Origin of the sequence: Micromonospora sp. NPDC005413 (assembly GCF_040606435.1) — a bacterium.
GTDB lineage: Bacteria > Actinomycetota > Actinomycetes > Mycobacteriales > Micromonosporaceae > Micromonospora.
On sequence record NZ_JBEXEV010000021.1, the window covers coordinates 47,041 to 69,605 of the forward strand.

22 protein-coding genes are annotated in these 22,565 nt (G+C 74.0%); 14 read left to right on the plus strand and 8 right to left on the minus strand.

Annotated features, from left to right (window positions below; translation table 11 throughout):
* Positions 1-15 precede the first annotated feature (15 nt).
* Genes cobO through cobA form a run of 10 tightly spaced genes read left to right on the plus strand, consistent with a single transcriptional unit; the run spans position 16 to position 10,125 of the window.
* Complete coding sequence (gene cobO, locus ABZS37_RS21190; RefSeq protein ID WP_355171350.1) at positions 16-627, plus strand: cob(I)yrinic acid a,c-diamide adenosyltransferase; 612 nt, start codon at positions 16-18, stop codon at positions 625-627.
* The gene (locus ABZS37_RS21195; protein ID WP_355171352.1) at positions 621-1,985 is read left to right on the plus strand and encodes a cobyrinate a,c-diamide synthase; all 1,365 of its coding nucleotides are present in this window, start codon (positions 621-623) and stop codon (positions 1,983-1,985) included. Before cobO ends, ABZS37_RS21195 begins: the two co-directional genes overlap by 7 nt.
* Positions 1,982-2,761, plus strand: a complete 780-nt coding sequence (gene cobI, locus ABZS37_RS21200) for a precorrin-2 C(20)-methyltransferase (RefSeq protein WP_355171354.1) — start codon at positions 1,982-1,984, stop codon at positions 2,759-2,761. Before ABZS37_RS21195 ends, cobI begins: the two co-directional genes overlap by 4 nt.
* Positions 2,758-3,603 carry a precorrin-4 C(11)-methyltransferase gene (gene cobM / locus ABZS37_RS21205; RefSeq protein WP_355171356.1) on the plus strand — a complete coding sequence of 282 codons (846 nt, stop codon included), beginning with the start codon at positions 2,758-2,760 and terminating at the stop codon, positions 3,601-3,603. Before cobI ends, cobM begins: the two co-directional genes overlap by 4 nt.
* Entirely contained in the window at positions 3,600-4,751 is a 1,152-nt protein-coding gene (locus ABZS37_RS21210) for a cobalt-precorrin-5B (C(1))-methyltransferase (RefSeq protein ID WP_355171358.1), read from the plus strand. The genes cobM and ABZS37_RS21210 overlap by 4 nt, the downstream gene beginning before the upstream one ends.
* Positions 4,752-4,756: 5 nt before the next feature.
* Positions 4,757-5,986, plus strand: a complete 1,230-nt coding sequence (cbiE, locus tag ABZS37_RS21215; protein WP_355171453.1) for a precorrin-6y C5,15-methyltransferase (decarboxylating) subunit CbiE — start codon at positions 4,757-4,759, stop codon at positions 5,984-5,986.
* Complete coding sequence (gene cobJ / locus ABZS37_RS21220; protein ID WP_355171360.1) at positions 5,983-7,707, plus strand: precorrin-3B C(17)-methyltransferase; 1,725 nt, start codon at positions 5,983-5,985, stop codon at positions 7,705-7,707. Before cbiE ends, cobJ begins: the two co-directional genes overlap by 4 nt.
* The gene (locus tag ABZS37_RS21225) at positions 7,695-7,892 is read left to right on the plus strand and encodes a 4Fe-4S binding protein (protein WP_355171362.1); all 198 of its coding nucleotides are present in this window, start codon (positions 7,695-7,697) and stop codon (positions 7,890-7,892) included. Before cobJ ends, ABZS37_RS21225 begins: the two co-directional genes overlap by 13 nt.
* Complete coding sequence (locus ABZS37_RS21230) at positions 7,889-8,485, plus strand: precorrin-8X methylmutase (protein ID WP_355171364.1); 597 nt, start codon at positions 7,889-7,891, stop codon at positions 8,483-8,485. The genes ABZS37_RS21225 and ABZS37_RS21230 overlap by 4 nt, the downstream gene beginning before the upstream one ends.
* A complete protein-coding gene (gene cobA / locus ABZS37_RS21235) occupies positions 8,482-10,125 on the plus strand; it encodes a uroporphyrinogen-III C-methyltransferase (protein WP_355171366.1) in 1,644 nt (547 codons plus the stop codon). The genes ABZS37_RS21230 and cobA overlap by 4 nt, the downstream gene beginning before the upstream one ends.
* A 3-nt stretch (positions 10,126-10,128) precedes the next feature.
* Here the strand turns inward: cobA and ABZS37_RS21240 are convergent, their stop codons facing one another.
* From ABZS37_RS21240 to ABZS37_RS21270, 7 genes are all read right to left on the minus strand, one after another.
* Positions 10,129-12,285, minus strand: a complete 2,157-nt coding sequence (locus ABZS37_RS21240) for an FtsX-like permease family protein (protein WP_355171368.1) — start codon at positions 12,283-12,285, stop codon at positions 10,129-10,131.
* Positions 12,282-12,962: an ABC transporter ATP-binding protein gene (locus ABZS37_RS21245; RefSeq protein WP_355171370.1), complete on the minus strand. Its 681-nt coding sequence runs from the start codon at positions 12,960-12,962 to the stop codon at positions 12,282-12,284. Before ABZS37_RS21245 ends, ABZS37_RS21240 begins: the two co-directional genes overlap by 4 nt.
* Positions 12,959-13,483 carry a PadR family transcriptional regulator gene (locus ABZS37_RS21250; RefSeq protein WP_355171372.1) on the minus strand — a complete coding sequence of 175 codons (525 nt, stop codon included), beginning with the start codon at positions 13,481-13,483 and terminating at the stop codon, positions 12,959-12,961. The genes ABZS37_RS21245 and ABZS37_RS21250 overlap by 4 nt, the downstream gene beginning before the upstream one ends.
* A gap of 83 nt (positions 13,484-13,566) precedes the next feature.
* The gene (crcB, locus tag ABZS37_RS21255) at positions 13,567-13,929 is read right to left on the minus strand and encodes a fluoride efflux transporter CrcB (protein ID WP_355171374.1); all 363 of its coding nucleotides are present in this window, start codon (positions 13,927-13,929) and stop codon (positions 13,567-13,569) included.
* The gene (locus tag ABZS37_RS21260) at positions 13,926-14,402 is read right to left on the minus strand and encodes a CrcB family protein (protein ID WP_355171376.1); all 477 of its coding nucleotides are present in this window, start codon (positions 14,400-14,402) and stop codon (positions 13,926-13,928) included. The genes crcB and ABZS37_RS21260 overlap by 4 nt, the downstream gene beginning before the upstream one ends.
* Before the next feature lie 6 nt (positions 14,403-14,408).
* The gene (locus tag ABZS37_RS21265) at positions 14,409-15,167 is read right to left on the minus strand and encodes a class I SAM-dependent methyltransferase (RefSeq protein WP_355171378.1); all 759 of its coding nucleotides are present in this window, start codon (positions 15,165-15,167) and stop codon (positions 14,409-14,411) included.
* Positions 15,168-15,311: 144 nt separating this feature from the next.
* On the minus strand, positions 15,312-16,532 hold the full coding sequence (locus tag ABZS37_RS21270) for an MFS transporter (protein WP_355171380.1): 1,221 nt from the start codon (positions 16,530-16,532) through the stop codon (positions 15,312-15,314).
* 93 nt (positions 16,533-16,625) lie between these two features.
* On the opposite strand from ABZS37_RS21270, the gene ABZS37_RS21275 reads away from it, so the two are divergent.
* The 4 genes from ABZS37_RS21275 (at position 16,626) to ABZS37_RS21290 (ending at position 20,052) form a co-directional block, all read left to right on the plus strand.
* Positions 16,626-17,117, plus strand: coding sequence for a MarR family transcriptional regulator (locus tag ABZS37_RS21275; protein WP_355171382.1), 492 nt, complete (start codon positions 16,626-16,628; stop codon positions 17,115-17,117).
* A 217-nt stretch (positions 17,118-17,334) separates the two neighbouring features.
* Positions 17,335-18,642, plus strand: coding sequence for a phenylacetate--CoA ligase PaaK (paaK, locus tag ABZS37_RS21280; protein ID WP_355171384.1), 1,308 nt, complete (start codon positions 17,335-17,337; stop codon positions 18,640-18,642).
* Positions 18,643-18,804: 162 nt separating this feature from the next.
* Positions 18,805-19,371: a dienelactone hydrolase family protein gene (locus tag ABZS37_RS21285; protein ID WP_355171386.1), complete on the plus strand. Its 567-nt coding sequence runs from the start codon at positions 18,805-18,807 to the stop codon at positions 19,369-19,371.
* Between the two features lie 135 nt (positions 19,372-19,506).
* The gene (locus ABZS37_RS21290) at positions 19,507-20,052 is read left to right on the plus strand and encodes a YciI family protein (protein ID WP_355171388.1); all 546 of its coding nucleotides are present in this window, start codon (positions 19,507-19,509) and stop codon (positions 20,050-20,052) included.
* A gap of 105 nt (positions 20,053-20,157) precedes the next feature.
* Here the strand turns inward: ABZS37_RS21290 and ABZS37_RS21295 are convergent, their stop codons facing one another.
* Positions 20,158-22,521, minus strand: coding sequence for an adenylate/guanylate cyclase domain-containing protein (locus tag ABZS37_RS21295; RefSeq protein ID WP_355171390.1), 2,364 nt, complete (start codon positions 22,519-22,521; stop codon positions 20,158-20,160).
* Between the last annotated feature and the right edge of the window lie 44 nt (positions 22,522-22,565).

The window sequence follows — 22,565 nt, forward strand, 5'->3', positions numbered from 1 at the left end:
CAGGGGAGACTGCTGATGCCGCAGGGACAGCCGAGCGTGGTGCCTGATGACGGGTTGACTACCCGGCAGCGGCGTCGTCGGCCACTGTTGATGGTCCACACCGGACAGATGAAGGGGAAGTCGACCGCCGCCTTCGGGTTGGCGTTGCGGGCCTGGACGGCCGGTCTGCCGGTCGGGGTGTTCCAGTTCGTCAAGAGCGCCAAGTGGCGGGTGGGGGAGGAGAACGCCTTCCGGGCGCTCGGCGAGGTGCACGAGCGTACCGGCCAGGGTGCACCCGTGGCCTGGCACAAGATGGGCGAGGGCTGGTCGTGGATCCAGCGCGGCGGCGACGCCGACCACGCCGCCGACGCCCTGGAGGGCTGGCGGCAGATCCAACGTGACCTGGCCACCGAGCGCTACGGGCTGTACGTGCTGGACGAGTTCACCTACCCGATGAAATGGGGCTGGGTGGACGTCGACGAGGTGGTCGCCACCCTGGTCGACCGACCCGGCTTCCAACACGTGGTCATCACCGGCCGGAACGCCGACCCGCGCCTGGTCGCCGCCGCCGACCTGGTCGCCGAGCTGACCAAGGTCAAGCACCCGATGGACACCGGCCAGAAGGGCCAGAAGGGCATCGAGTGGTGAGCACCCCTGCCGAGCCGTGGCCGCTGCCCCGGGTGGTTGTCGCCGCGCCGGCCAGCGGCCACGGCAAGACGACCATCGCCACCGGGCTGCTCGCCGCGCTGCGCCGTCGCGGCCTGACAGTCAGCCCGCACAAGGTCGGCCCGGACTACATCGACCCCGGCTACCACGCCCTCGCCGCCAGCCGGGCCGGCCGCAACCTCGACCCGTTCCTGGTCGGGGCCGAACGGATCGCCCCGCTGCTGCGGCACGGCGCGAGCGTCCCGACACCCGCCGACATCGCCGTGGTGGAGGGCGTCATGGGCCTGCACGACGGCGCGGTCGGCCGCCGCGACTACGCCTCCACCGCACACGTCGCCCGGCTGATCGACGCACCCGTGCTGCTGGTGTTGGACACCACCGCGCAGGGTCGCTCGGCCGCCGCGCTGACGCTGGGCATGGCCGCGTTCGACCCGGCGGTACGGATCGGCGGCGTGATCCTCAACCGGGTCGGCTCACCCCGACACGAGAGACTGCTGCGCGACGCCCTCGCCGAGGTGGGCGTACCGGTGCTCGGGGCGGTCACCCGCGCCGCCGAGGTGGCCGCGCCGTCCCGGCACCTCGGGTTGGTCCCGGTCGCCGAGCGGGCACCCGAGTCCCTCGCGATCGTTGCCGCCCTCGCCGAACTGGTCGAGGCCACCGTGGACCTCGACGCCGTGCTCGACCTGGCCCGCACCGCCCCACCGCTGACCACCCCGGCGTGGGACCCGGTCACCGCCGTCGGCGGGCCGGCCGGCACCGAGCGGCCGCGTGTCGCGCTCGCCGGTGGTCCGGCCTTCACCTTCTCGTACGCGGAGACCGCCGAACTGCTCGTCGCGGCCGGCGCGGACGTGGTCACCGTCGACCCGCTGCGCGACCCGGCGCTGCCCACCGGCACCCGCGCGATGGTGATCGGCGGCGGGTTCCCCGAGGCGTACGCGGAGGCGCTGGCCAGCAACGCGGGGCTCCGCGCCGAGCTGGCCGACTTCGACGGGCCGATCGTGGCCGAGTGCGCCGGGCTGCTCTACCTCGGGCGATCCCTGGACGGCGTACCGATGTGCGGCCGGCTGGACCTGACCGCCCGGATGACCAGCCGGCTCACCCTCGGCTACCGCGAGGCCGTGGCGGTCACCGATTCCCCGCTGGCCCTCGCCGGCCAGCCGGTACGCGGCCACGAGTTCCACCGCACCACCACCGACCCTCAGCACGGCGACCGGCCGGCGTGGCGCTGGGACGACGCGGCACACGGCTTCGTCACCGGCGGGGTGCACGCCTCCTACCTGCACACCCACTGGGCCGGTCACCCCGACGCGGCCCGTCGGCTGGTCGAGGCGTGCCGATGAACGCCGACGCCGCGCTGACCGGGGTGGGTGTCGGCCCGGGTGACCCGGAACTGCTCACCGTCAAGGCGGTGCGGGTGCTGCGCGAGGCCGACCTGGTCTTCGTACCGGTGATGGCGGACCGGGTCGAGACCACCGCGACAGCCGGTCCGGCGACGCCGGGCGTGGACGCCGGGCGGGCCGAGCGAACCGTGCGGGAATACGTCGCGGCGGACCGGCTGCGCCGGCTGCCGTTCGCCCTGGACGACCGGGGTGGGGTGACCGCCCGCCGGGCGGCGGCCTGGGACGACGCGGCCCGGGTGGTCGTCGAGGCGATCCACGCGGGCGCACGGTCCCTGGTTTTCGCGACCATCGGCGATCCGAACGTCTACTCCACCTTCGGCTATCTGGCGCAGAGCGTCCGGGCCCTGCGCCCGGCGGTGCGGGTGGCGACCGTGCCCGGCGTCACCGCCATGCAGGAGCTGGCCGCGCGCAGTGGCACCCCGCTCTGCGAGGGACGCGAGCCGCTGACCCTGCTGCCGGCCACCGCCGGGCTGGCGCTGTTCGCCGACGCGTTGGCCGGGCCGGGCACCGTGGTCGTCTACAAGGGCTGGCGGCGGCACCCGGAGCTGCTCGCCGAGCTGCGCCGACAGGGCCGGCTTTCCGACGCGGTGCTCGGGCGCAGCCTGGGGCTGCCCGGTGAACGGATCGGCCCGGTCGACGACACCGCGCACGACCTGCCGTACCTGTCGACGCTGCTGGTCCCGGCCCGCCGCGACCACCGAGGAGGAAAACTGTGACCAGCGACGGCAAGGTGTGGTTCGTCGGTGCCGGCCCCGGTGCGGCGGACCTGCTGACCCTGCGGGCCGCCCGGGTGATCGCCGAGGCGGACATCGTGATCTGGGCGGCCAGCCTGGTGCACGCCGACGTGCTCGACCACGCCCACCCCGGCGCGGAGATCGTCGACTCGTCGCAGCTGCCCATCGAGGGGGTGCTGCCGCTCTACGAGCGGGCCGCCGAGCAGAGGCTGACCGTGGCCCGGATCCACTCCGGCGACCCGGCGCTGTGGGGTGCGGTGCAGGAGCAGCTGGACCTGTGCCGGGCGCTCGGCCTGGCCGTCGAGATCGTGCCCGGGGTCTCCTCGTTCACCGCCGTCGCGGCGATCGTCGGGCGGGAACTGACCGTGCCCGAGGTCGCCCAGTCGGTGATCCTCACCCGCCTCGAAGGCGGTAAGACCCCGATGCCGCCCGGCGAGCGGGTCCGTGACTTCGCCCGGCACGGCACCACCATGGCGCTGTTCCTCTCCGCCGCCCGCTCCGGGCAGGTGCAGGCCGAGCTGCTGGCCGGCGGCTACCCGGAGGACACCCCGGCCGTGGTGGCGTACCAGGCGACCTGGCCCGACGAACTGGTCGTGCGCTGCACCGTCGGCACCCTGGAGGCGACGGTCAAGCAGCACCGGCTGTGGAAGCACACCCTGTTCCTGGTCGGACCGGCCCTCGAAGCCGAGGGCACCCGTTCGCACCTGTACCACCCCGGGCACTTCCACACCTTCCGCAAGGCGGAGCCGGCCGCCCGCGCCGAGCTGCGCCGCCAGGCCGGCGCCCGCACCGGGGGGACAGCCACACCGGGGCACACACCATGACGTACGCCGAGCCACCGCTGCGGGAGCCGGACCTGCCGCGTACCGCCAAGGTCCGGCCCACCGCGCTGCGGACCGGCTGGACCACCGGCGCCTGCGCGACGGCGGCGGCCAAGGCCGCGGTCACCGCCCTGGTCACCGGGGAGATCCAGCCGGAGGTGGAGATCGGTCTGCCCGCAGGGCGTCGGGTGCGTTTCCCGGTGGAACGCTGCGAGGTGACCGGCACCCCGCCCGTCCGGGCCGAGGCGGTCGTCGTCAAGGACGCCGGGGACGACCCGGACGTCACCCACGGGGCCGAGCTGACCGCCACCGTGGACTGGACCGACGTCCCCGGTCTGCGGCTCTCCGGTGGTGCCGGCGTCGGCACGGTCACCAAACCCGGCCTCGGGCTCGCGGTCGGCGGCCCGGCGATCAACGACACCCCGCGTCGGATGATCGGCGAGGCGGTGGCCGAGGTGGTCGACCTCACCGAGGTCGGCGTCCGTGTGCTGATCAGCGTGCCCCGGGGCGAGATCATGGCCCGCAAGACCACCAACCGGCGGCTCGGCATCCTCGGCGGGATCTCGATCCTCGGCACCACCGGGATCGTCCGTCCCTTCTCCACCGCGTCCTGGCGGGCCAGCGTCGTCCAGGCCGTGCACGTGATGGCCGCCCAGGGCGAGCCGACCGTGGTGCTCTGCACCGGCGGGCGCACCGAACAGGCCGCCCGTGCACTGTTGCCCGACCTGCCCGAGGTCTGCTTCGTCGAGGTCGGCGACTTCACCGGTGCCGCGCTGACCGCCGCCGTGGGCGACGCGATGACCGGGGTGGTCTTCGTCGGGATGGCCGGCAAGCTGGCCAAACTCGCCGCCGGCATCCTGATGACCCACTACACGCGCTCCCGGGTCGACCTGTCGCTGCTCGGCGCGGTGACCGCCGAGGCCGGTGGCGACCCGTCGCTCGTCGCCGCCGTGACCGAGGCGAACACCGGGCGGCACGCGTACGAGCTGTGGGAGGCCGCCGGGCTGCTCACCCCGGCCGGTGACCTGCTCTGCCAGCGGGTCCGCCAGGTGCTGCGACGCTTCGCGGGGCCGACGGTCACCGTGGACGTGGCGATGGTCGACTTCGCCGGAGCGCGCGTCGTCGCCTCTTCCGGGCGGTGGCCGCGGTGACGCGGATGGAGCTGGTGGCTCCGGTGACCGGCGTGACCGTGGTCGGGCTGGACGCCGCCGGCGCACCGCCGCACCCCGTGCTCGCGCCGGTGCTGGCCGCCGCCGGGCTGATCGTCGGGGCCGCCCGACACCTGGCCGCGGTGCCCGTACCGGCCGGCACGGACACCGTCGCCCTCGGACCGCTCGCCCCCGCCCTGCACCGGCTGGCCGACGCCGTCGCCGCCGGGGTGCCGGCCGTGGTGCTGGCCAGCGGGGATCCGGGCCTGTTCGGCATCGTCCGGCGGCTGCGCGCGGCCGGGCTGCCGCTGCGGGTGGTGCCGGCGGTGTCCAGTGTGGCCGCCGCGTTCGCCCGCGCCGGGCTGCCCTGGGACGGTGCCGCCGTGGTCACCGCGCACGGGCGCGACCCGGGACCGGCCCTGAACGCCTGCCGGGCGTTGCCGCTGGTCGCGGTGCTCACCGCGCCCGGCGCGGGTGCCGCCGAGCTGGGCGCGGGCCTGATCGGATGGTCCCGCCGCCTGCTGATCGCCGAGCACCTGGGCACCGACGCCGAACGGATCCGCGAGGTGACCCCCGAGCAGGCCGCCGCCGAGACCTGGTCCGACCCGCACGTCCTGCTCAGCCTCAACGCCGATGGGGGCACGCCCGGCGGCCTGCGCTCCGACAATCAGCCGGCTGCCGCGCCGGTCGGCGGTTGGGCGCTGCCGGAGACCCGGTACGCCCACCGCGACTCAATGATCACCAAGTCGGAGGTGCGCGCCCTCGTCGTCGCCCGGCTGCGACCACGACTGGGCCGGCTGATGTGGGACGTCGGTGCGGGCAGCGGCTCGGTCGGCATCGAGTGCGCGCTGCTCGGCGCGGCCGTGCTCGCCGTCGAGCAGGACCCCCGTGCCGGCGCGACCATCCGGGCCAACGCCACCGCCCACGCCGTGGATGTCCGGCTCGTCACCGGGCGAGCCCCGGAGGCGCTGGCCGGTCTGCCCGAGCCGGACGCGGTCTTCGTCGGCGGTGGCGGTGCCGACGTCCTCGCCGCCGTGGTGGCCCGCCAGCCCGAGCGGGTGGTGGTCACCCTGGCCGCCCTGGACCGGGTCGCGCCGGCCGTGGGCCTGCTGCGCGCCGCCGGCTACACGGTCGAGGGCAGTCAGCTCTCCGCCGCCCGCCTCGCCGACCTGCCCGGCGGGTCGATCCGCCTCGCGGCCACCAACCCGGTGGTCGTCCTCACCGGGGAGCGCCCGTGAACGACCAGAACCCGTCTGCCCGGATCGGCCTGGTGGCGGCCACCGTCGCCGGCCGACGGCACGCCCACATCGTTACCGCAGCGTGGCCGCACGCGCGGCTGATCGAGGGGGAGACCGTGGCCGACGCGCTGCGGAGCGCCTGGGCGGGGTGTGACGCGGTGGTCGCGTTCCTGGCCACCGGCGCGGTGGTGCGAATCCTCGCACCGCTGCTCGCCGACAAGCGCAGCGACCCGGCCGTGGTGGTCGTCGACGAGGCTGCTCGGCACGCCGTGGCGCTGCTCGGCGGGCACGCTGGCGGCGGCAATGACCTCGCCGAGCAGGTCGGCGCACTGCTGGACGCCCGACCGGTGATCACCACCGCCACCGACGCGGTCGGCCTGCCGGGGCTGGACACCCTCGGTTGGCCGGTGCAGGGCGCAGTTGCCGCGGTGTCCCGGGCCATCCTGGACGGCGAGCCGGTCCACCTGATCGCCGACGCCCAGTGGCCGCTGCCCGCACTACCCCCGAACGTTTACGCAGAGTCCACCGGCAACACCGTGGCCTACCGGCTGCTGGTCACCGACCGGGTGGTGCCGCTGGACGAGCGGACCGCCGTGCTGAGGCCGCCGTCACTGGTCGCCGGCGTGGGCGCGAGTCGGGGCGTACCCGCCGCCGAGGTGACGGAGCTGCTGCACCGGGTGCTGGCCGAGGCCGGCCTCAGCCCGGCGAGCCTGCGCTGCCTGGCCAGCGCCGACGTCAAGGCCGACGAGGCGGGCATCCTCAGCACCGCCGACGCGATCGGCGTACCCCTGGTGACCTGGCCGGCGACGCGGCTGGCGGCGGTCGACGTGCCGCACCCCAGCGAGGTGGTCCGCGCCGCGGTCGGCACACCGAGCGTGGCGGAGGCCGCGGCGCTGCTCGGCCCGGCGGGCAGTCCGGGCGACGCCACGCTGCTGGTGGGAAAGACCGCGACGGCGATGGCCACCGTGGCGGTGGCCCGGCATGCGCCGCGCGGCCGGCTGGCCGTCGTGGGGCTCGGGCCGGGCGCCGCCGACCTGCGCACCCCCCGCGCGGTGGCCGAGCTGCGTCGCGCCGCCGTGGTGGTCGGCCTGGATCAGTACCTCGACCAGGTCCGCGACGTGCTCCGTCCGGGCACCCGGGTGCTCTCCAGTGGGCTGGGCGCGGAGGAGGCGCGGGCCCGCGCCGCCGTCGCCGAGGCCACCGCCGGCCGGGCCGTCGCGCTGATTGGCTCCGGCGACGCCGGGGTGTACGCGATGGCCAGCCCTGCCCTGGAGTACGCCGACGAACGCATCGACGTGGTGGGGGTGCCCGGGGTGACCGCCGCGCTGGCCGCCGGCGCGCTGCTCGGCGCCCCGCTCGGTCACGATCACGCCTATCTGAGCCTGTCCGATCTGCACACTCCGTGGGAGGTCATCGAGCGGCGGGTGACCGCAGCAGCCGAGGGGGACTTCGTGACGCTGTTCTACAACCCGCGCAGCCGGGCACGTGACTGGCAGCTCGGCAAGGCGCTCGGCATCCTCGCCGCGCACCGGCCACCGGACACCCCGGTCGGTGTGGTGCGCAACGCCAGCCGCCCCGGTGAACGGGTGCACCTGGCGACCCTGGGCACCCTGGACCCGACCGTGGTCGACATGTACAGCGTCGTGGTGGTCGGCAGCAGCGACACGAGGCTGGTCGCCGGCCGGATGGTCACGCCCCGGGGGTACCGGTGGCGATCGTGACGATCGGCGCCTGCCAGGGCTGCGGCGCCTGCCTGCTCACCTGCCCCACGCACGCGATCCGGCCGGTCGCCGGTGGCCTGACGGTCCGCGCCGACCGCTGCACCGGCTGCCTGGAGTGCCTGGAGATCTGCCCGGTCGACGCGATCCGCGTCGCCGAGCCCGACCCTTTTGGAGGAGCCCGATGAGCCGGGTCGTGCACCCGATCGAGGTCGAGTCGTACCGCATCCTGCGCGAGCGGGTCGACCTGTCGCACCTGCCGCCGCTGAGCCGCGCGGTGACCGAGCGGGTGGTGCACGCCAGCGCCGACCTCGCGTACGTCGACGAGTTGGTCTGCGACGAGGCCGCGCTGGAGTCGGGGCTGGCGGCGCTGCGCGGCGGCGCGCCGGTGGTCACCGACGTGGCGATGGTCGCCGCCGGGATCACCCGGGCCGGCCTGGACCTGGTCTGCCCGGTGGCCGAGCCGGCCGCCGCCGAGCTGGGCCGCTCGGCCGGGATCACCCGGTCGGCGGCGGCCGTGCGGATCGCGCTGGCCCGGGTCGGCCCGGGTGCGGTCTGGGTGGTCGGCTGCGCGCCGACCGCGCTCGTCGAACTGCTCACCCTGGACGCCGCGCCCGCGCTGGTCATCGGCCTGCCGGTCGGTTTCGTGGGTGCCGCCGAGTCGAAGGCGGCGCTGCGGGCCAGCGGTCTGCCCGGAGTGTCCAACGTGGGCGAGAAGGGCGGTTCGGCGGTCGCCGCCGCCGCCCTCAACGCCCTGCTCTACGTCGAGGAGAAGTCATGACCGGATTGGTCATCGTCGGGCACGGTACGCGCAGCGCGGCCGGGGTCGACCAGTTCGCCGCGTTGGTCGAGCGGGTCCGTCGTCGCGGTGACGTCGGCGACGTCGAGGGCGGCTTCATCGAGCTGTCCCGTCCGCCCCTGACCGACGCGGTCGGCGCGCTCGTCGCACGCGGGCATCAGGCGCTGGTGGCGTTGCCGCTGGTGCTCACCGCCGCCGGACACGGCAAGGGCGACATCCCCGCCGCGATGTTCCGGGAGCAGCAGCGTCACCCCGGGCTGAGCTACCGCTACGGGCGCCCGCTCGGCCCGCACCCGCTGCTGCACGACGCCCTCGAACAGCGCATCGACGCGGTGCTGGCCGGTGCGGACCCCGCCGGCGCGGCGGACCGGGCCGACACGTGGGTCGCGCTGATCGGCCGGGGTTCCACCGACCCGGACGCCAACGCCGAGGTCGCCAAGGTCGCCCGGCTGCTGTGGGAGGGGCGCGGCTACGCCGGCGTGGAGCCGGGGTTCATCTCCCTCGCCCAGCCGTCGGTGCCGGCGGTGCTGGAGCGGCTGCGTCGGCTCGGCGCGCGGCGGATCGTCGTGTCGCCGTACTTCCTGTTCGCCGGGGTGCTGCCCGACCGGATCGTCGCCCAGTCGGCGGAGTTCGCCGCCGCCCACCCCGACCTGGACGTGCGGGTCGCCGGGGTGATCGGCGACTGTGACGCCCTCGCCGACCTGGTGCTGGAGCGCCACGTAGAAGCGCTGGGCGGGGACATCCGGATGAACTGCGACACCTGCGCGTACCGGGTGTTGATGCCCGGCTTCGCCGACAAGGTGGGCCGCCCGCAGCGCCCGCACGACCACCCCGACGACCCGGTCGGCCACCACCACCATCACCACGGGCACGACCACCACGACCACGGCTCGGTCGCCGTGGTCGGCGGTGGGCCGGGGCCCGACGACCTGATCACGGTACGCGGAAAGGCCCTCCTCGACGCGGCGGACGTCGTGGTGGTCGACCGGCTCGCCCCGCAGGGGCTGCTCGCCGGGCTGCGCCCCGACGTGCTGGTGGTCGACGCCGCCAAGGTGCCCCGTGGCCCGTCGATGGCCCAGGAGGCGATCAACGCGGCCCTGGTGTCGCACGCCCGCGCCGGCCGACGGGTGGTCCGACTCAAGGGCGGCGACCCGTACGTCTTCGGTCGCGGTCACGAGGAGGTGCAGGCCTGCGTGGCGGCCGGTGTGCCGGTGACGGTGGTCCCCGGGGTGAGCAGCGCCTTCGCCGCCCCGGCCCTCGCCGGCGTGCCGGTGACGCACCGGGGTGTGGCGCACGACGTCACCGTCGTCTCCGGGCACCTGCCACCCGGGCACCCCGACTCGCTGGTCGACTGGGCGGCGCTGGCCCGCACCCGGGGCACCGTGGTGCTGCTGATGGCCGTCGACACCATCGCCAAGATCGCGACTGTGCTGATCGAGCACGGCCGTGCCCCGGAGACTCCGGTGCTCGCCGTGCAGGACGCAGGGCAGCCCGACCAGCGGTCGGTGCCCGCCCGGCTGGACGAGATCGGCGCGGTCGCCGCCCGTGCGGACATCCGCCCACCCGCCGTCTTCGTCCTCGGCCCGGTGGTCGCTCTCACGACCACCGGGCCCACGGACTGACGACTACTCGCTGCGGGCGGTCTCCGGACCGGTGATGCGTTCCAGCAGCGGCAGGGTGGAGGCGATGATGCCGAGGCAGGCTGCCAACCCGACGACCACGATCACGTAGAAGGTCGGTCCTGGCGCGACGAGTGTGTAGTCCATCTGTGCCCGGAGGAACAGGTGCGCGGCGAGGAGGCCCATCCCCACGGCGATGGCGGCGACGGCGAGCATCGGTACGGCGCTCTCCAGCGCCACCACCCGTCGCAGGACCCGTACCGGTGCGCCGCTGAGACGCAGCAGGCTGAACGGGCGTCTGCGCTCGGTGAGACCGCCGATCACGCTGACCGCGAGGCTGCACCCGCCGAGCGCGAGGCTGGCGATGATGATGACGTTGGCCAGTTGTTCCCAGCCGCGCAGCGTGTTGGCGAAGCCCGACTCGAAGTCGCCGGGCACGTTCGGCCCGACCCAGAAGGTCGGGTAGGCGATTTCGAGCACGGTGCGGGTGCGCTCGACGGCGGTGGCGGAACCATCCGTGCCGACGACGATCGACAGCACCGGCAGCCGCTGAAGCTCGTCGAGGGTGAGCGACGCGGCGGGCCAGACCGTCGCGGGCGACGCCGATTCCCGCCAGCGGCTGAGGCCCAACGGCACCTCGGCGACGGTGACGCCCTCGGCGCACCGGCCGTACGCGCTCGGGATGTCGGCGCATGCGATCAGCCCGACCTCGCCGGAGGTGGTCAACTCCGGGTTCTCGCGGATGGCGGTCGCGGACCGCACGCCGGTGATCGCGTGCAGGTCGGCGAACAGCGTGTCGGGCACCGACGGTGGCTTCTCGGTGAAGACGGTGGTCACGGTGCCCGCATCGGTCGAGCCGACCGGCGCCGGGCCGCGATTGGCGACGATCGTGGTGATCACGCCGACGGACACGCTCGTGACGAAGAGCGCGAGCATGATCCCGCTGATCGCCCGGAAGCCGGCCTTCGGGTTGTCGGCGAGGCGTCGCGCGGCGATGAGGGTGGCGGGGCGGCTGGCGTACCGGGCCATGACGCGGGCGCCGACCATCGTCAACCACGGGCCGGCGAGGACCAGGCCGGCCATGATGAGCAGCAGGCCGGGCAGGAACACCGCGGTCTGGCCGTCGGACGTCTCGGGCCGGAAGCCGAGGGCGAAGAACAGCACAGCGACACCGAGAAGGGCCGGGATCAGCCGGTACGCACGAGGTGCGCGTGGGGTGACCCGGCGAGTGACGCCCAGCGGCGAGATCCGTACGCGGCGCAGCGAGACCTGGGCTGCCACCCCCGCGCCGACCGGGACGCCGAGCGCGACGAGCAGGACATCCAGCACGCCCAGCGACATGTCATTGGGGAAGAACGGCATGCCGGTGAACGGGATGCTCGCGAGCGAGCCGCGGAACGCGTAGAACAGGCCGAAGCCGACGGCGGTGCCGGCGACGGCCGCTGCGGTCGCCTCCACCGCCGCCACCACCGAGATCTGCTTCGGTGTCGCGCCGACCAGGCGCATCGCGGCGAAGCGCTGCTCCCGGCGGGCCGCGCTGAGCCGGGTGGCGGTGCCGATGAAGATCAGCACCGGGAACAGCAGCCCACCGGCGATGACGCCCAGGAGGAGGTTCACCGTGGTCTCGGGGAGCGCGGGAGTGTCGCCGACGCTGGTGACCTGCCTGACGTTGGGCAGTTTGGCGACATGGTCGGGAGTGCCGCCCACGATGGCGAGCAGGGTGTCCGGCGAGGTCAGCCCGGCCGCGCCGACGGTGCCGAGGTCGCGCCCCTGGTAGCGGTCGCCCAGTTGGTCGGCCGGGTGGGCGGCCATCAGCCTCTGCAACGAGGGCGAGGCGTAGAACTCCCCGGGCCCCGGGGTGGTCGGGATGCCGACCGGGGTGGGCGCGTTGGTCCCGGTGGCGGCGACGTCGATCCGGATGATCTGCTCGCCGTGGAAGTAGTCCTCCCGGGTCGACCACCACAGCGGGTCGGCGTCGCCGCCCGTCGAGGCGTTGGGATAGATCGACGCGTACCGGGTGAGTTGCGTGTTGACGGCGTTGACCCCGGCGAGGGTGGTCAGCAGCAGCCCGGTGCCAACCGCGACGGCGGCGGCGATGATGGCCAGGCGGGTGAGCGCCTCGCGACCGCCGGCCAGAGCGAGGCGGAGCCCGAAGCCGATCATGAGGCGATCCGGTCCGGCGCGTTCACGCGCCCGTCGCGGACCATGACCTCGCGGTCGGCGTACGCCGCGATCCTGGCCTCGTGGGTGACCAGGATGACCGTGGTGCCCTGCTCGCGGGCGGCGCTGACCAGCAGGTCCATGACCTGCTCGCCGGTGAGCGAGTCGAGCGCGCCGGTCGGCTCGTCGGCGAAGAGGACCTGCGGCTCGGCGACCAGCCCTCGGGCGAGGGCGACGCGTTGCGCCTGCCCGCCGGACAGCTCACCCGACCGGCGCTGCTCCATGCCGTCCAGGCCGAGGCGCTCGAACCAGGCGTACGCCCTGCGCAGCGCGTCCGTCCGGCGCACGCCGCTGAGCAGCAGCGGCAGGGCGACGTTCTCCGCAGCGGTGAGCTCGGGGACGAGCTGGCCGAACTGGAACACGAAGCCGAAGCGGTCGCGGCGCAGACCGCTGCGCGCGGTCTCGTCCATGGTGTCGACCCGGGCTCCGTCGAAGAGGATCTCGCCGGAGTTGGGCACGAGAATGCCGGCAAGACAGTGCAGCAGGGTGGACTTGCCCGAGCCGCTCGGGCCCATGATGGCGAGGATCTCGCCCGCGTCCACGGCGATGCTGGCGCCTCGCAGTGCGGCCGTCCGGCCGAAGGAGAACTCCACATCGCGTGCTTCGATCACGACGCTCATGGCCGCACCGCCTTCCTCAGGGCGTCCAGCCGGGCGCCGGTCATCTCGATCCATCGGAGGTCCGCCTCCAGGTGGTACAGACCGTGGTCGGCGAGCAACGCGTCGACGAGGCTGCCGGCGCGCTTGATCTCGGTGAGCTCGCGCATCCGCTGCAGGTGCGCGCCGCGCTGGGTGTCGAGGTATTCGTCGGCGGGACGGTCCAGCATCAGCGCGAGCACGACCTTGGCGAAGAGCACCGTCTGCAGGTGCGGCTCCGGCTCGACCGGCTGGACCAGCCACTGCTCGACGTCGGTCGCGCCCAGGTCGGTGATGATGTAGCGCTTGCGGTCGGGGCCGGAGCCGGGGGCGACGTCGCTGATCACCACCTTGCCGTCCCGGGCCAGACGGCTGAGGGTGGAGTAGACCTGGCCGAACGGCAGCGGCTTGCCCCGCCCGAAGAAGGCGTCGTAGTCGCGTTTCAGGTCGTACCCGTGGCTGGGCTCCCGTTCGAGGAGGCCGAGAAGGGTCAGTGGCACGCTCATGAGGGGAGATTACCCCGAGGGTATACCCCGCGTATATACCCTCGGGGTGTTCTGGGCAGCCCCCTGGTCAGGGCGCGTTCGGGTCAGCCCGTCAGGGCGCGGGCCAGGGCGTAGCCGACGGTGGCGGCGACGAGCCCGGCGGCGACGCTGCCCACCACGTTGGCCAACGCGAGGAGGCGATGGCCGCCCTGCGTCAGCCGCAGCGTCTCGTAACTGAACGTGGAGTAGGTGGTCAGCGCGCCGCAGAACCCGGTGCCGAGCAACGCGCTGACCGCCGGCTCGGTCGGCCACCCGACCAGGACACCGAGCAGCAGCGACCCGACCACGTTGACGGTGAGCGTGCCCCAGGGAAACGCCGAGCCGTGCCGGGACTGCACGGCCCGGTCGGTGAGGTAGCGCAGGGGCGCGCCCACGGCCGCGCCCAGGGCGATGAGCAGGACGGTCATCGGGGCGCCCACCGTCGCAGCAGCCCGGCGGTGCTGGCGTCGCCCAACCCGACCGCGACCAGTGCCCCGAGCACCGTGGCGGCCAGGTACGCCAGCGCGGTGCCCGGGGCGCCCGCGACGAGCGCCTGCTGAACGTCCACCGCGTAGGTGGAGAAGGTGGTGAACCCGCCGAGCACGCCGACCCCGAGGAACGGGCGGACCAGCGGGCGCCCACCGCCGAGGTGCCCGAGCACCGCCATCAGCACGCCGATCAACAGACAGCCGGACAGGTTGATGCCGAATGTCGCCCAGGGGAAACCCGTCGGCGGGTGCGGGGCGGCGTGTTGCAGGCCGGCCCGGGCCAGCGCACCGATCATCCCGCCGGCCGCGATGGTGGCGAGAATCCTTGCGGGGCGCGCGGTCAGCTCGCCCCGGTCGGCGGGGACGTGGAGGTCGACGTCGGGGTCGGTACGCGGCTCGAACGGCTCTGACACGGGTCCTTAGCGTACTGCTGCCACGGCGGCGTCCGGGCCGCCCCGCCACACAGTGCCGACCTCGGTGAACCCGGCGGTGGTGAGCGCGGCGAGGTGCCAGGAGGCCGGCGGGTTCCACTCGGGGCTGTGCCCGGTGGGGTAGATCGTGCGGCGCTGGGCGACCAGCGGGGCGAGTACGGGGTCGGCGCCGGCCCGCTCCCACCAGTCCGACCAGGACAGCACCGAGCCGGCGGCGTACCGGGCGTTGCGTCGGTCGCGTGCCCGGTCCAGCAGGCGCTTGGTGAGCTCCGGCAGGGTGTCGTCCGGCATGTGGTCGGCGTTGACGAAGACCCCGCCCGGTCGCAGCACGTCGCGCAGCTCGGCGTAGAGCTGGCTGAGCCGGTCGGCCGGCAGCCAGTGCAGGGCGGTGGCGGTGAGCACGGCGTCGTACTCGCGGTGGGGGAGCGCGGAGCGCCACTCGGGGGTGTCGAGGTTGGCCGTGACGATGGTGGCCCGGTCGGCCAGCGAGGCGCCGGCGATGGCGAGCAATGCCGGGTCGAGGTCGAGCAGGGTCACCTCGGCGCCGGGGAAGCGCGCCAGGGTCCGCAGCGAGATGGTGCCGGTGCCGCCGGCCAGATCGAGCAGGCGCGGCGGCCGACCGTCGAGGACCGCGTCGACGGTGTCGAGCATGGCGGTGAACCGGTGTTCCCGGTCCGGCATGAAGGCCTCCTGCTGGCGGTCCCAGCTCTCCTGCCAGGCCCACGGATCCACGATGTAAGGACTCATAGCGATCAGGCTAGTTACAACGAGAGCGCGTTGTCCAGACCTTGTTGCACATAACTTGCAACTGCGAGAAGATGGCAAAGCGATGATCGGGGTGACGCCGGGTCGGGCATCCACCCGGCCCGGCGTCCTCATGCCAGCCCGGGGTCAGATCGCCGTGTCGACCAGGTCCACCTCGGCCTTCGTCGGCTCGCCGCGGCGGGCCAGTCGCAGTGCTCCGAGCAGGACGCCCAGTCCGGCCAGGGTGAGCGCGGCGCCGGCCCAGATCGGCGAGGTGTAGCCGAGCCCGGCGGCGATGGTCACGCCGCCGATCCAGGCGCCCAGCGCGTTGCCGAGGTTGAACGCCGCGATGTTCGCCCCGGACGCCAGGGTTGGCGCCTGGTGCGCGTAACGCATGATCCGCATCTGCAGCGGCGGCACGGTGGCGAAGCCGAACCCGCCCATCAGCACCAGCGAGACGATGGTCAGCACCGGGTTCGTCGCGGTCAGCGCGAACCCGACGAGCACCACGGTGAGCACCGCCAGGACGACGACCAGGGTGCGCGACAGCGACCTGTCCGCCGCCCGGCCGCCGAGCAGGTTGCCGGCGAAGAGACCCAACCCGAAGAGGACGAGCAGCCACGGTACGGTGCTGGTCGCGAAGCCGCTGACCTCGGTGAGCGTGTACGCGATGTAGGTGAACGCGCCGAACATTCCGCCGAAGCCCAGGACCGTGATCACCAGGGAGAGCCAGACCTGCGAGTGGGTGAAGGCGCGCAACTCGGCGCGCAGCCCAGCGGCCGGGCGGTCGGCGTCGGCGGTGTCGCGACCCGGGACGAGCAGGGCCAGTCCGATCAGCGCGACCACTCCGATCGCGGTGATCGCCCAGAACGTCGACCGCCAGCCGAAGTGCTGCCCGAGGAACGTGCCGAAGGGAACGCCGAGCACGTTCGCGATGGTCAGGCCGGCGAACATCATGGCGATGGCGCCCGCCCGACGTGCCGGTGCGACCAGGCCGGCGGCCACCACGGCGCCGATGCCGAAGAACGCGCCGTGGCAGAGCGCGGCGACGATCCGGCCGGCCATCATCACGGCGTACTCACCAGCGACCGCGGAGAGCAGGTTGCCGATGATGAAGAGCACCATCAGGCCGAGCAGCACCGGCTTGCGGGGCAGTCTGGTGACCGCCGCGGTGAGGGCAACCCCGCCCACGGCGACGCTGAGCGCGTAGCCGGAGATCAGCCAGCCGGCCACGGGCTCGGTGACCGCGAAGTCGGCCGCCACCTCCGGCAGTAGCCCCATGATCACGAATTCGGTGAGCCCGATGCCGAAGGCGCCGATGGCCAGCGCGATCAGGCCGGGCGGCAGGGACTTTTGGCGTACGGACATGGTCTTCCCATCGGGGAGGGGGCAGATATGCGGCGCGTGCAACTACGCGCGCCGACAAACAGATACTTGCACGCGCGTTATATCGGCGCAAGCGTGGTAGCCTTTGCCGTCCAGATCACACCCGAGGGGGCCGGCATGGGCATCGGCGACGACGCGGTCGAGATCCGTTCGCAGGGATGGCGCACCCTCGCTGCCCTGCACGGGCTGATCGAGACGTCTCTGGAGCGGGCGTTGCAGGCTGGCCACGACCTGTCCGTCGTCGAATACACGGTGCTCGACGCGCTCTCCCGTCAGGACGGCTGGCACATGCGGATGAGCCAGCTCGCCCGGGCCGCCGCGCTCTCCGGCAGCGCCACCACCCGCCTGGTCACCCGGCTCGAGCAGCGTGGCCTGCTCACCCGCATCCTCTGCGCCGACGACCGGCGCGGCATCTACACCGAGCTGACCCCGGCCGGCTCCGAGCTGCTCGCCCAGGCCAGACCCACCCACGACCGGGTGCTCAGCGACGCGCTCGCCGAGGCGGCGGCCACCCCCGAGCTGGCTCCGCTGGTCGACGCCCTGCACCGGCTGCCGACCGCCCGCTGACCCGCCCGGCCCCTTCGCCGGGGCGGCGCGCTGCGGCGTACGGCCCCTTCGCGGGCGGCGCGCTGCCCCGCCCGGCCCCTTCGCGGGGGGCGCGCTGCCCCGCCCGGCCCCTTCGCGGGGCGGCGCGCTGCCCCGCCCGGCCCTGTCGCGGGGCGGCGCGCTGCGGCGTACGGTACCGGCAGCCGCGCCCGGGGCCGTCGCGAGAAGGAGGCAGGCGATGCAGGACCGCACCCCTCGTCCGGAGGAGCTGGAGCCGATCGAGCGCGCCGGCACCGACGAGCTGCGCGCCCTGCAACTCGAACGGTTGCGCTGGTCGCTGCGGCACGCGTACGACAACGTGCCGCACTACCGCCGGGCGTTCGACGCGGCGGGGGTGCACCCCGACGACTGCCGGGATCTCGACGACCTGGCCCGCTTCCCGTTCACCGGCAAGGCGGAGCTGCGGGAGAACTACCCGTTCGGCATGTTCGCCGTACCCCGGGACCGGGTCGCTCGTCTGCATGCCTCCTCCGGCACCACGGGCCGACCGACCGTGGTCGGCTACACCCGCGACGACCTGCGGACCTGGGCCCGACTGATGGCCCGGTCCATCCGCGCCTCCGGCGGTCGTCCCGGCGATCGGGTGCACATCGCGTACGGCTACGGGCTCTTCACCGGCGGGCTCGGCGCGCACTACGGGGCCGAGGAGCTGGGCTGCACGGTCATCCCGGTCTCCGGGGGCATGACCGAACGTCAGGTCATGCTGATCCGCGACTTCGAACCCGAGGTCATCATGGTCACGCCCAGCTACATGCTCGCCATCGTGGACGAGATGCAGCGCCAGGGTCTCGACCCGCGCGCCACCTCACTGCGGGTGGGCATCTTCGGGGCGGAGCCGTGGACCGAGGACATGCGTCGGGAGATGGAACACCGGCTGGACATCCACGCGGTCGACATCTACGGGCTCTCCGAGGTGATGGGCCCCGGCGTGGCCACCGAGTGTGTCGAGACCAAGGACGGGCTGCACCTCTGGGAGGACCACTTCTATCCGGAGATCATCGACCCGGTCACCGGGGTGGTGCTGCCCGACGGTGAACAGGGCGAGCTGGTGCTCACCTCGCTGACCAAGGAGGCGATGCCGGTCGTGCGCTACCGCACCCGCGATCTGACCCGGCTGCTGCCCGGCACCGCCCGCCCGATGCGCCGGATCGAGAAGATCACCGGTCGGACCGACGACATGATGATCGTGCGTGGGGTGAACGTCTTCCCCACCCAGATCGAGGAGCTGATTCTGCGCACCCCGCAGCTGTCGCCGCACTTCCAGTGCGTCCTCGACCGGCAGGGCCGGCTGGACACCCTGACGGTGCGGGTGGAGCGGCGCGTCGGGGTCGCCGTGGACGAAGCCGAGCGGGCCGGCACGACCCTGGTCGAGCTGGTGAAGAACACCATCGGGGTGAGCGTGGCCGTCGACGTCCTCGCACCGGACGCGGTGGAGCGGTCGATGGGCAAGATGCGCCGCATCGTCGACCAGCGACCGGCCGCCTGACCGACCGGCCCCGATCGCTGGCAGCTCAGCAGGGCTCCACCCGGCGTGTCGAGTCGCTCAGCTGCCAACGATCATCGGCCACCCCCGCATCGTCGCGGGTCGTCGGCCGGCCGTACCGCGTGGCCACACCGGAACGACGCTCGGCTGCGGCAGGATGACCTGATGCGACACGTCGTGCTGTTCCACTCCGTGTACGGGCTGCGGCCCGCCGTGCGCGCCGCCGCCGACCGGATGCGCGCCGCCGGGCACCGGGTCACCACCCCCGACCTGTACGGCGTCCCGGCCACCGACACCGTCGAGGACGGCTTCGCGCTGCTCGACAAGATCGGCCACGAGGTGGTGCTCGACCGGGCCCGGGCAGCGCTGCGCGACCTGCCACCGGAGACAGTGCTCGCCGGCTTCTCGATGGGCGCCGGTGTGGCCGGAGCGCTGCTGGCCGAGCGCCCCGACTCTGCCGGTCTGCTCCTGCTGCACGGCACCGGTGGCGCACCGGACGCCGTCCGCGCCGGGCTGCCGGTGCAGCTGCACCTCGCCGACCCGGACCCGTACGACGCGCCGGACGAGGTCGACGAATGGCAGCAGACGATGACCGACGCCGGTGCCGACCTGACAGTCTTCCGCTATCCCGGTGTGGGGCACCTGTTCACCGACCCGGACCTGCCCGAGTACGCCCCGGACGCCGCCGCGGCGGCGTGGCCGCGGGTGCTGGCCTTCCTGGCCGCCCGCTGACCGTCTGAGCTGCCCGTTGATCCGCGAACAGCCGCGCTGCCCACTGCGGCGCTGCTGGCCTCGGCGTCCGTGCCGTAGAGCGGCGGGGCGGCCCGGCCCGCAAGGGTGTGGGGCACCCCGTCAACAATGTGCGGCATGGAGTTCCTGTGCTACCACCGCGACCGGCCCGGCTCGGCGGCGCTGCGCGACGAGCTGCTGGAAGAGCACTGGTCCTACATGGACCGGTACGCGGCGGAAATGATCGCCCGCGGCCCCACCTTCGTCGACGACACGCCTACCGGCAGCGTGCACATCATCGACGTGCCCGATCCTGCCGCTGCTCGGACGTTCGCCTTCGATGAGCCCAACTACCAGGCCGGCGCGTACCGGGATGTGCTGCTGCGCCGGTGGCGCAACACGCTCGGCCGCACGATGTGGGACTTCCCGGGTGGCCGGACTGGCGGCAACCGGTACCTGGTGCTCGGCCTCGGCCTGGGGCAGCCCGCCGACCTGGACGTGCCGCCCGACTCGGACGAGCTGATCGCGTACGGGCCCCTGCTGTCCGACGACGGCGCCACGTGGCTCGGTACCGCCGCGCTGGTCCGAGCGCCGAACCCGGACGCGGCGCGCGCCATCCTGACCCGGGACCGGTACGCCGACATCGAAGTGCACAACTGGCAGTTCGGCGGGCGGCCGTCCTGACCCGCTGCGATGGCAGTCTCGCTCACCTCGTACAGCTCGGGCGAACCGGAACGACGTACTGTGCCGGCGGCGCCCGGCCGGCCTGCCGCATCCGCCGGTGGATCCTCAGGCGGCGGCGGCCAGACCGTCCGTCCGGCACATCAACGGCGGGCGGGGTGCGGTGAGCGCCATGCCGGGCGGAGCGCCGACGCCGGACAGCGGGCGGCGTCCGGCCGACCCCGGCACGCCAGGCAGCGAGCCGCGTCCGGCTGACCTCGGCAAGCCAGGCAACGGGCCGCGTCCGGCTGACCTCGGCACGCCAGGCTGCGTGCGACTCGACGCTGGGGTTCTATCGACGCGCGGGCGCCAGTGAGCGCCCGCGTTGGTCGGCGGCACGCCCGCGTTGGTCGGCGGCGTGCCTGCGTTGGTCGGCGGCACGTCACCGGCCGACGCGACGGCTCGGAGCCGGTGGGAGGCGGGTGGACGGCTGACCCCGGGAGTCGGTGCGGCCTGTCGGGTGGCCATCGTCGGGATGGGGACGCGTTGGCGCAGCGGCAGTGGGCCGGTGGGACCGGTCGGCCGTGCCGGGGCCAGCGGTGCGAGGACGGCGTCGAAGCGGCCGGCCCGGGAGCGAACGGAGTCGAGGCGCACAACCCCGGTGCGCCTCGCGGCCGGGCCGACACCCGCGTGGAAGGCGGCAGCACGAACGGCATCAGCACGAATGGCATCAGCGCGGTCGTCGCGTAGGACGGCATCGAGGCGTGGAGTGTGGGCGGCCCGGCGGGTGAAGACGGCCCGCAGCGCGCGGGGCAACCGCTCGGCGGCGACCTGGCGCAGCGCGGGCGCGGCGAACACGTAGCCGCCGGCGCGGTGGGGGAGCAGCAGCCCGGCAACGACCAGCCCGCGTAGGGCCGGTGCCGACCGGCCGGCTGTCCAGCCGAGCGCCCTGTCGACGGCCGCGCCGGAGATCATGCCGTCGAGGGTGCCGGAGGCCATCAGCACCGCCCGCCGCTCACCGTCGAGGTGGTCCAGTTCCGCGCCGACGGTCCGACGTACCGCCTCGGGCAGCGGGAGCGCCACCGGGTCGGCACCGTCCACGACCGACGCGACGTACGCCGCCGCGTGCCCGGGGCGACCCCCCACCAGCGGCAGCAGCCGGTCGACCAGGGCCACCGGCTGCCCGGCCCGGGTCAGCAGGTGGCGCAGCAGTCGCCCGGACTGCACCGTGGCCAGCGGTCCGATCGTCAGCCTCCGGGCCGGACCGGGCCGGGTGTCGGCCCACTGCGGTTGGTGCAGGGTGACCACGGCCAGCGGCAGCCCGCGCGACGTCGCCGCGCTGAACAGCGCGTGCAGGAACCGGCTCACCGCGGGCGCGGCCCGGTCCACGTCGTCGACGGCGACGATCAGCGGCTGGTGGGCGGCCAGGCGCAGCAGGACGTCCCGGAAGACCGCCGCGCCCGCCAGCGCCGCGGTCGAGTCGTCCGGGGTGGTCAGCAACCGCTGCAGCGCCGCAACCGCCGCCGTGACACGGGCCGGCGGAAACAGCGGCGTCAGGGCGGCGACCAGCCGGTCGCGGACCGCCGCCGGGCCGTCACCGTGGCGGGTGCCGGCGAGGCTGCGGAGCAGCTCCGCGACCGGTGCCAACACCTGATCGGGGTACGGCTGACAGGTCGCCACGCACCAGCACACCGGCAACTCGTCCACCGTGGTCAGCCCACGGGTCAACTCGTGCAGCAGCCGGCTGCGGCCACTGCCGGTGGGGCCGACCAGGGAGACCCAGCGCGGGTTCTTCTCCCGGATGGCCAAGCTCAGCTGCTCGCGGATGGTGGCCAGTTCGCGGCGGCGACCGATCAGCGGGCCGTCGTGCCGGTCGGCGCCGGGGCGCACCGGACCGACGGCGTGCCAGACCGGCACCGGCGGCACCCGGCCGGCGACCGACACCGGCGTCAGCTGACGCTGGGTGATCAGGCCCGCGGTGGCTCGCGCGGTGGCCGCGCAGAGTGCGACGGCGCCGGGTGGGGCGTACTCCTGCAGGCGGGCCGCGGTAGTGATCACCGCGCCGCTGGCCACGCCGTGGCCGCCGCTGACGGCGCTGCCCACGTCGACCATCACCTCGCCGGTGGCGACACCGACCCGTACCCGCAGCTTGGCACCCCCGACCGTGGGGCGGCGGTCCAGCGCGGCCTGGATCTCCAGGCCGGCGCGGACCGCGCGGTACGCGTCGAAGCCGTCGGAGTGCCGCGCGCCGAAGAGCGCCATCACCGCGTCGCCGACGTACTTCTCGACCACGCCCTGCCAGCGGTGCAGCACGCCGGCGACCGTGTCGAAGTAGGCCCGCTGCAACGCTCGGACGTCCTCCGGATCGAGCCGGTCCACCAGCGCCGTGGAGCCGACGATGTCGGCGAAGAGCACGGTGACGGTGCGTCTCTCCTCCGGCACCGGCCAGTGCGGGTGTGCGGTCCGCTGCACGTCGACGACGATGGTGGTCATGGGTATCCCACCGGCCCTTCTCCCCGCTGATGCCTGATGACCTC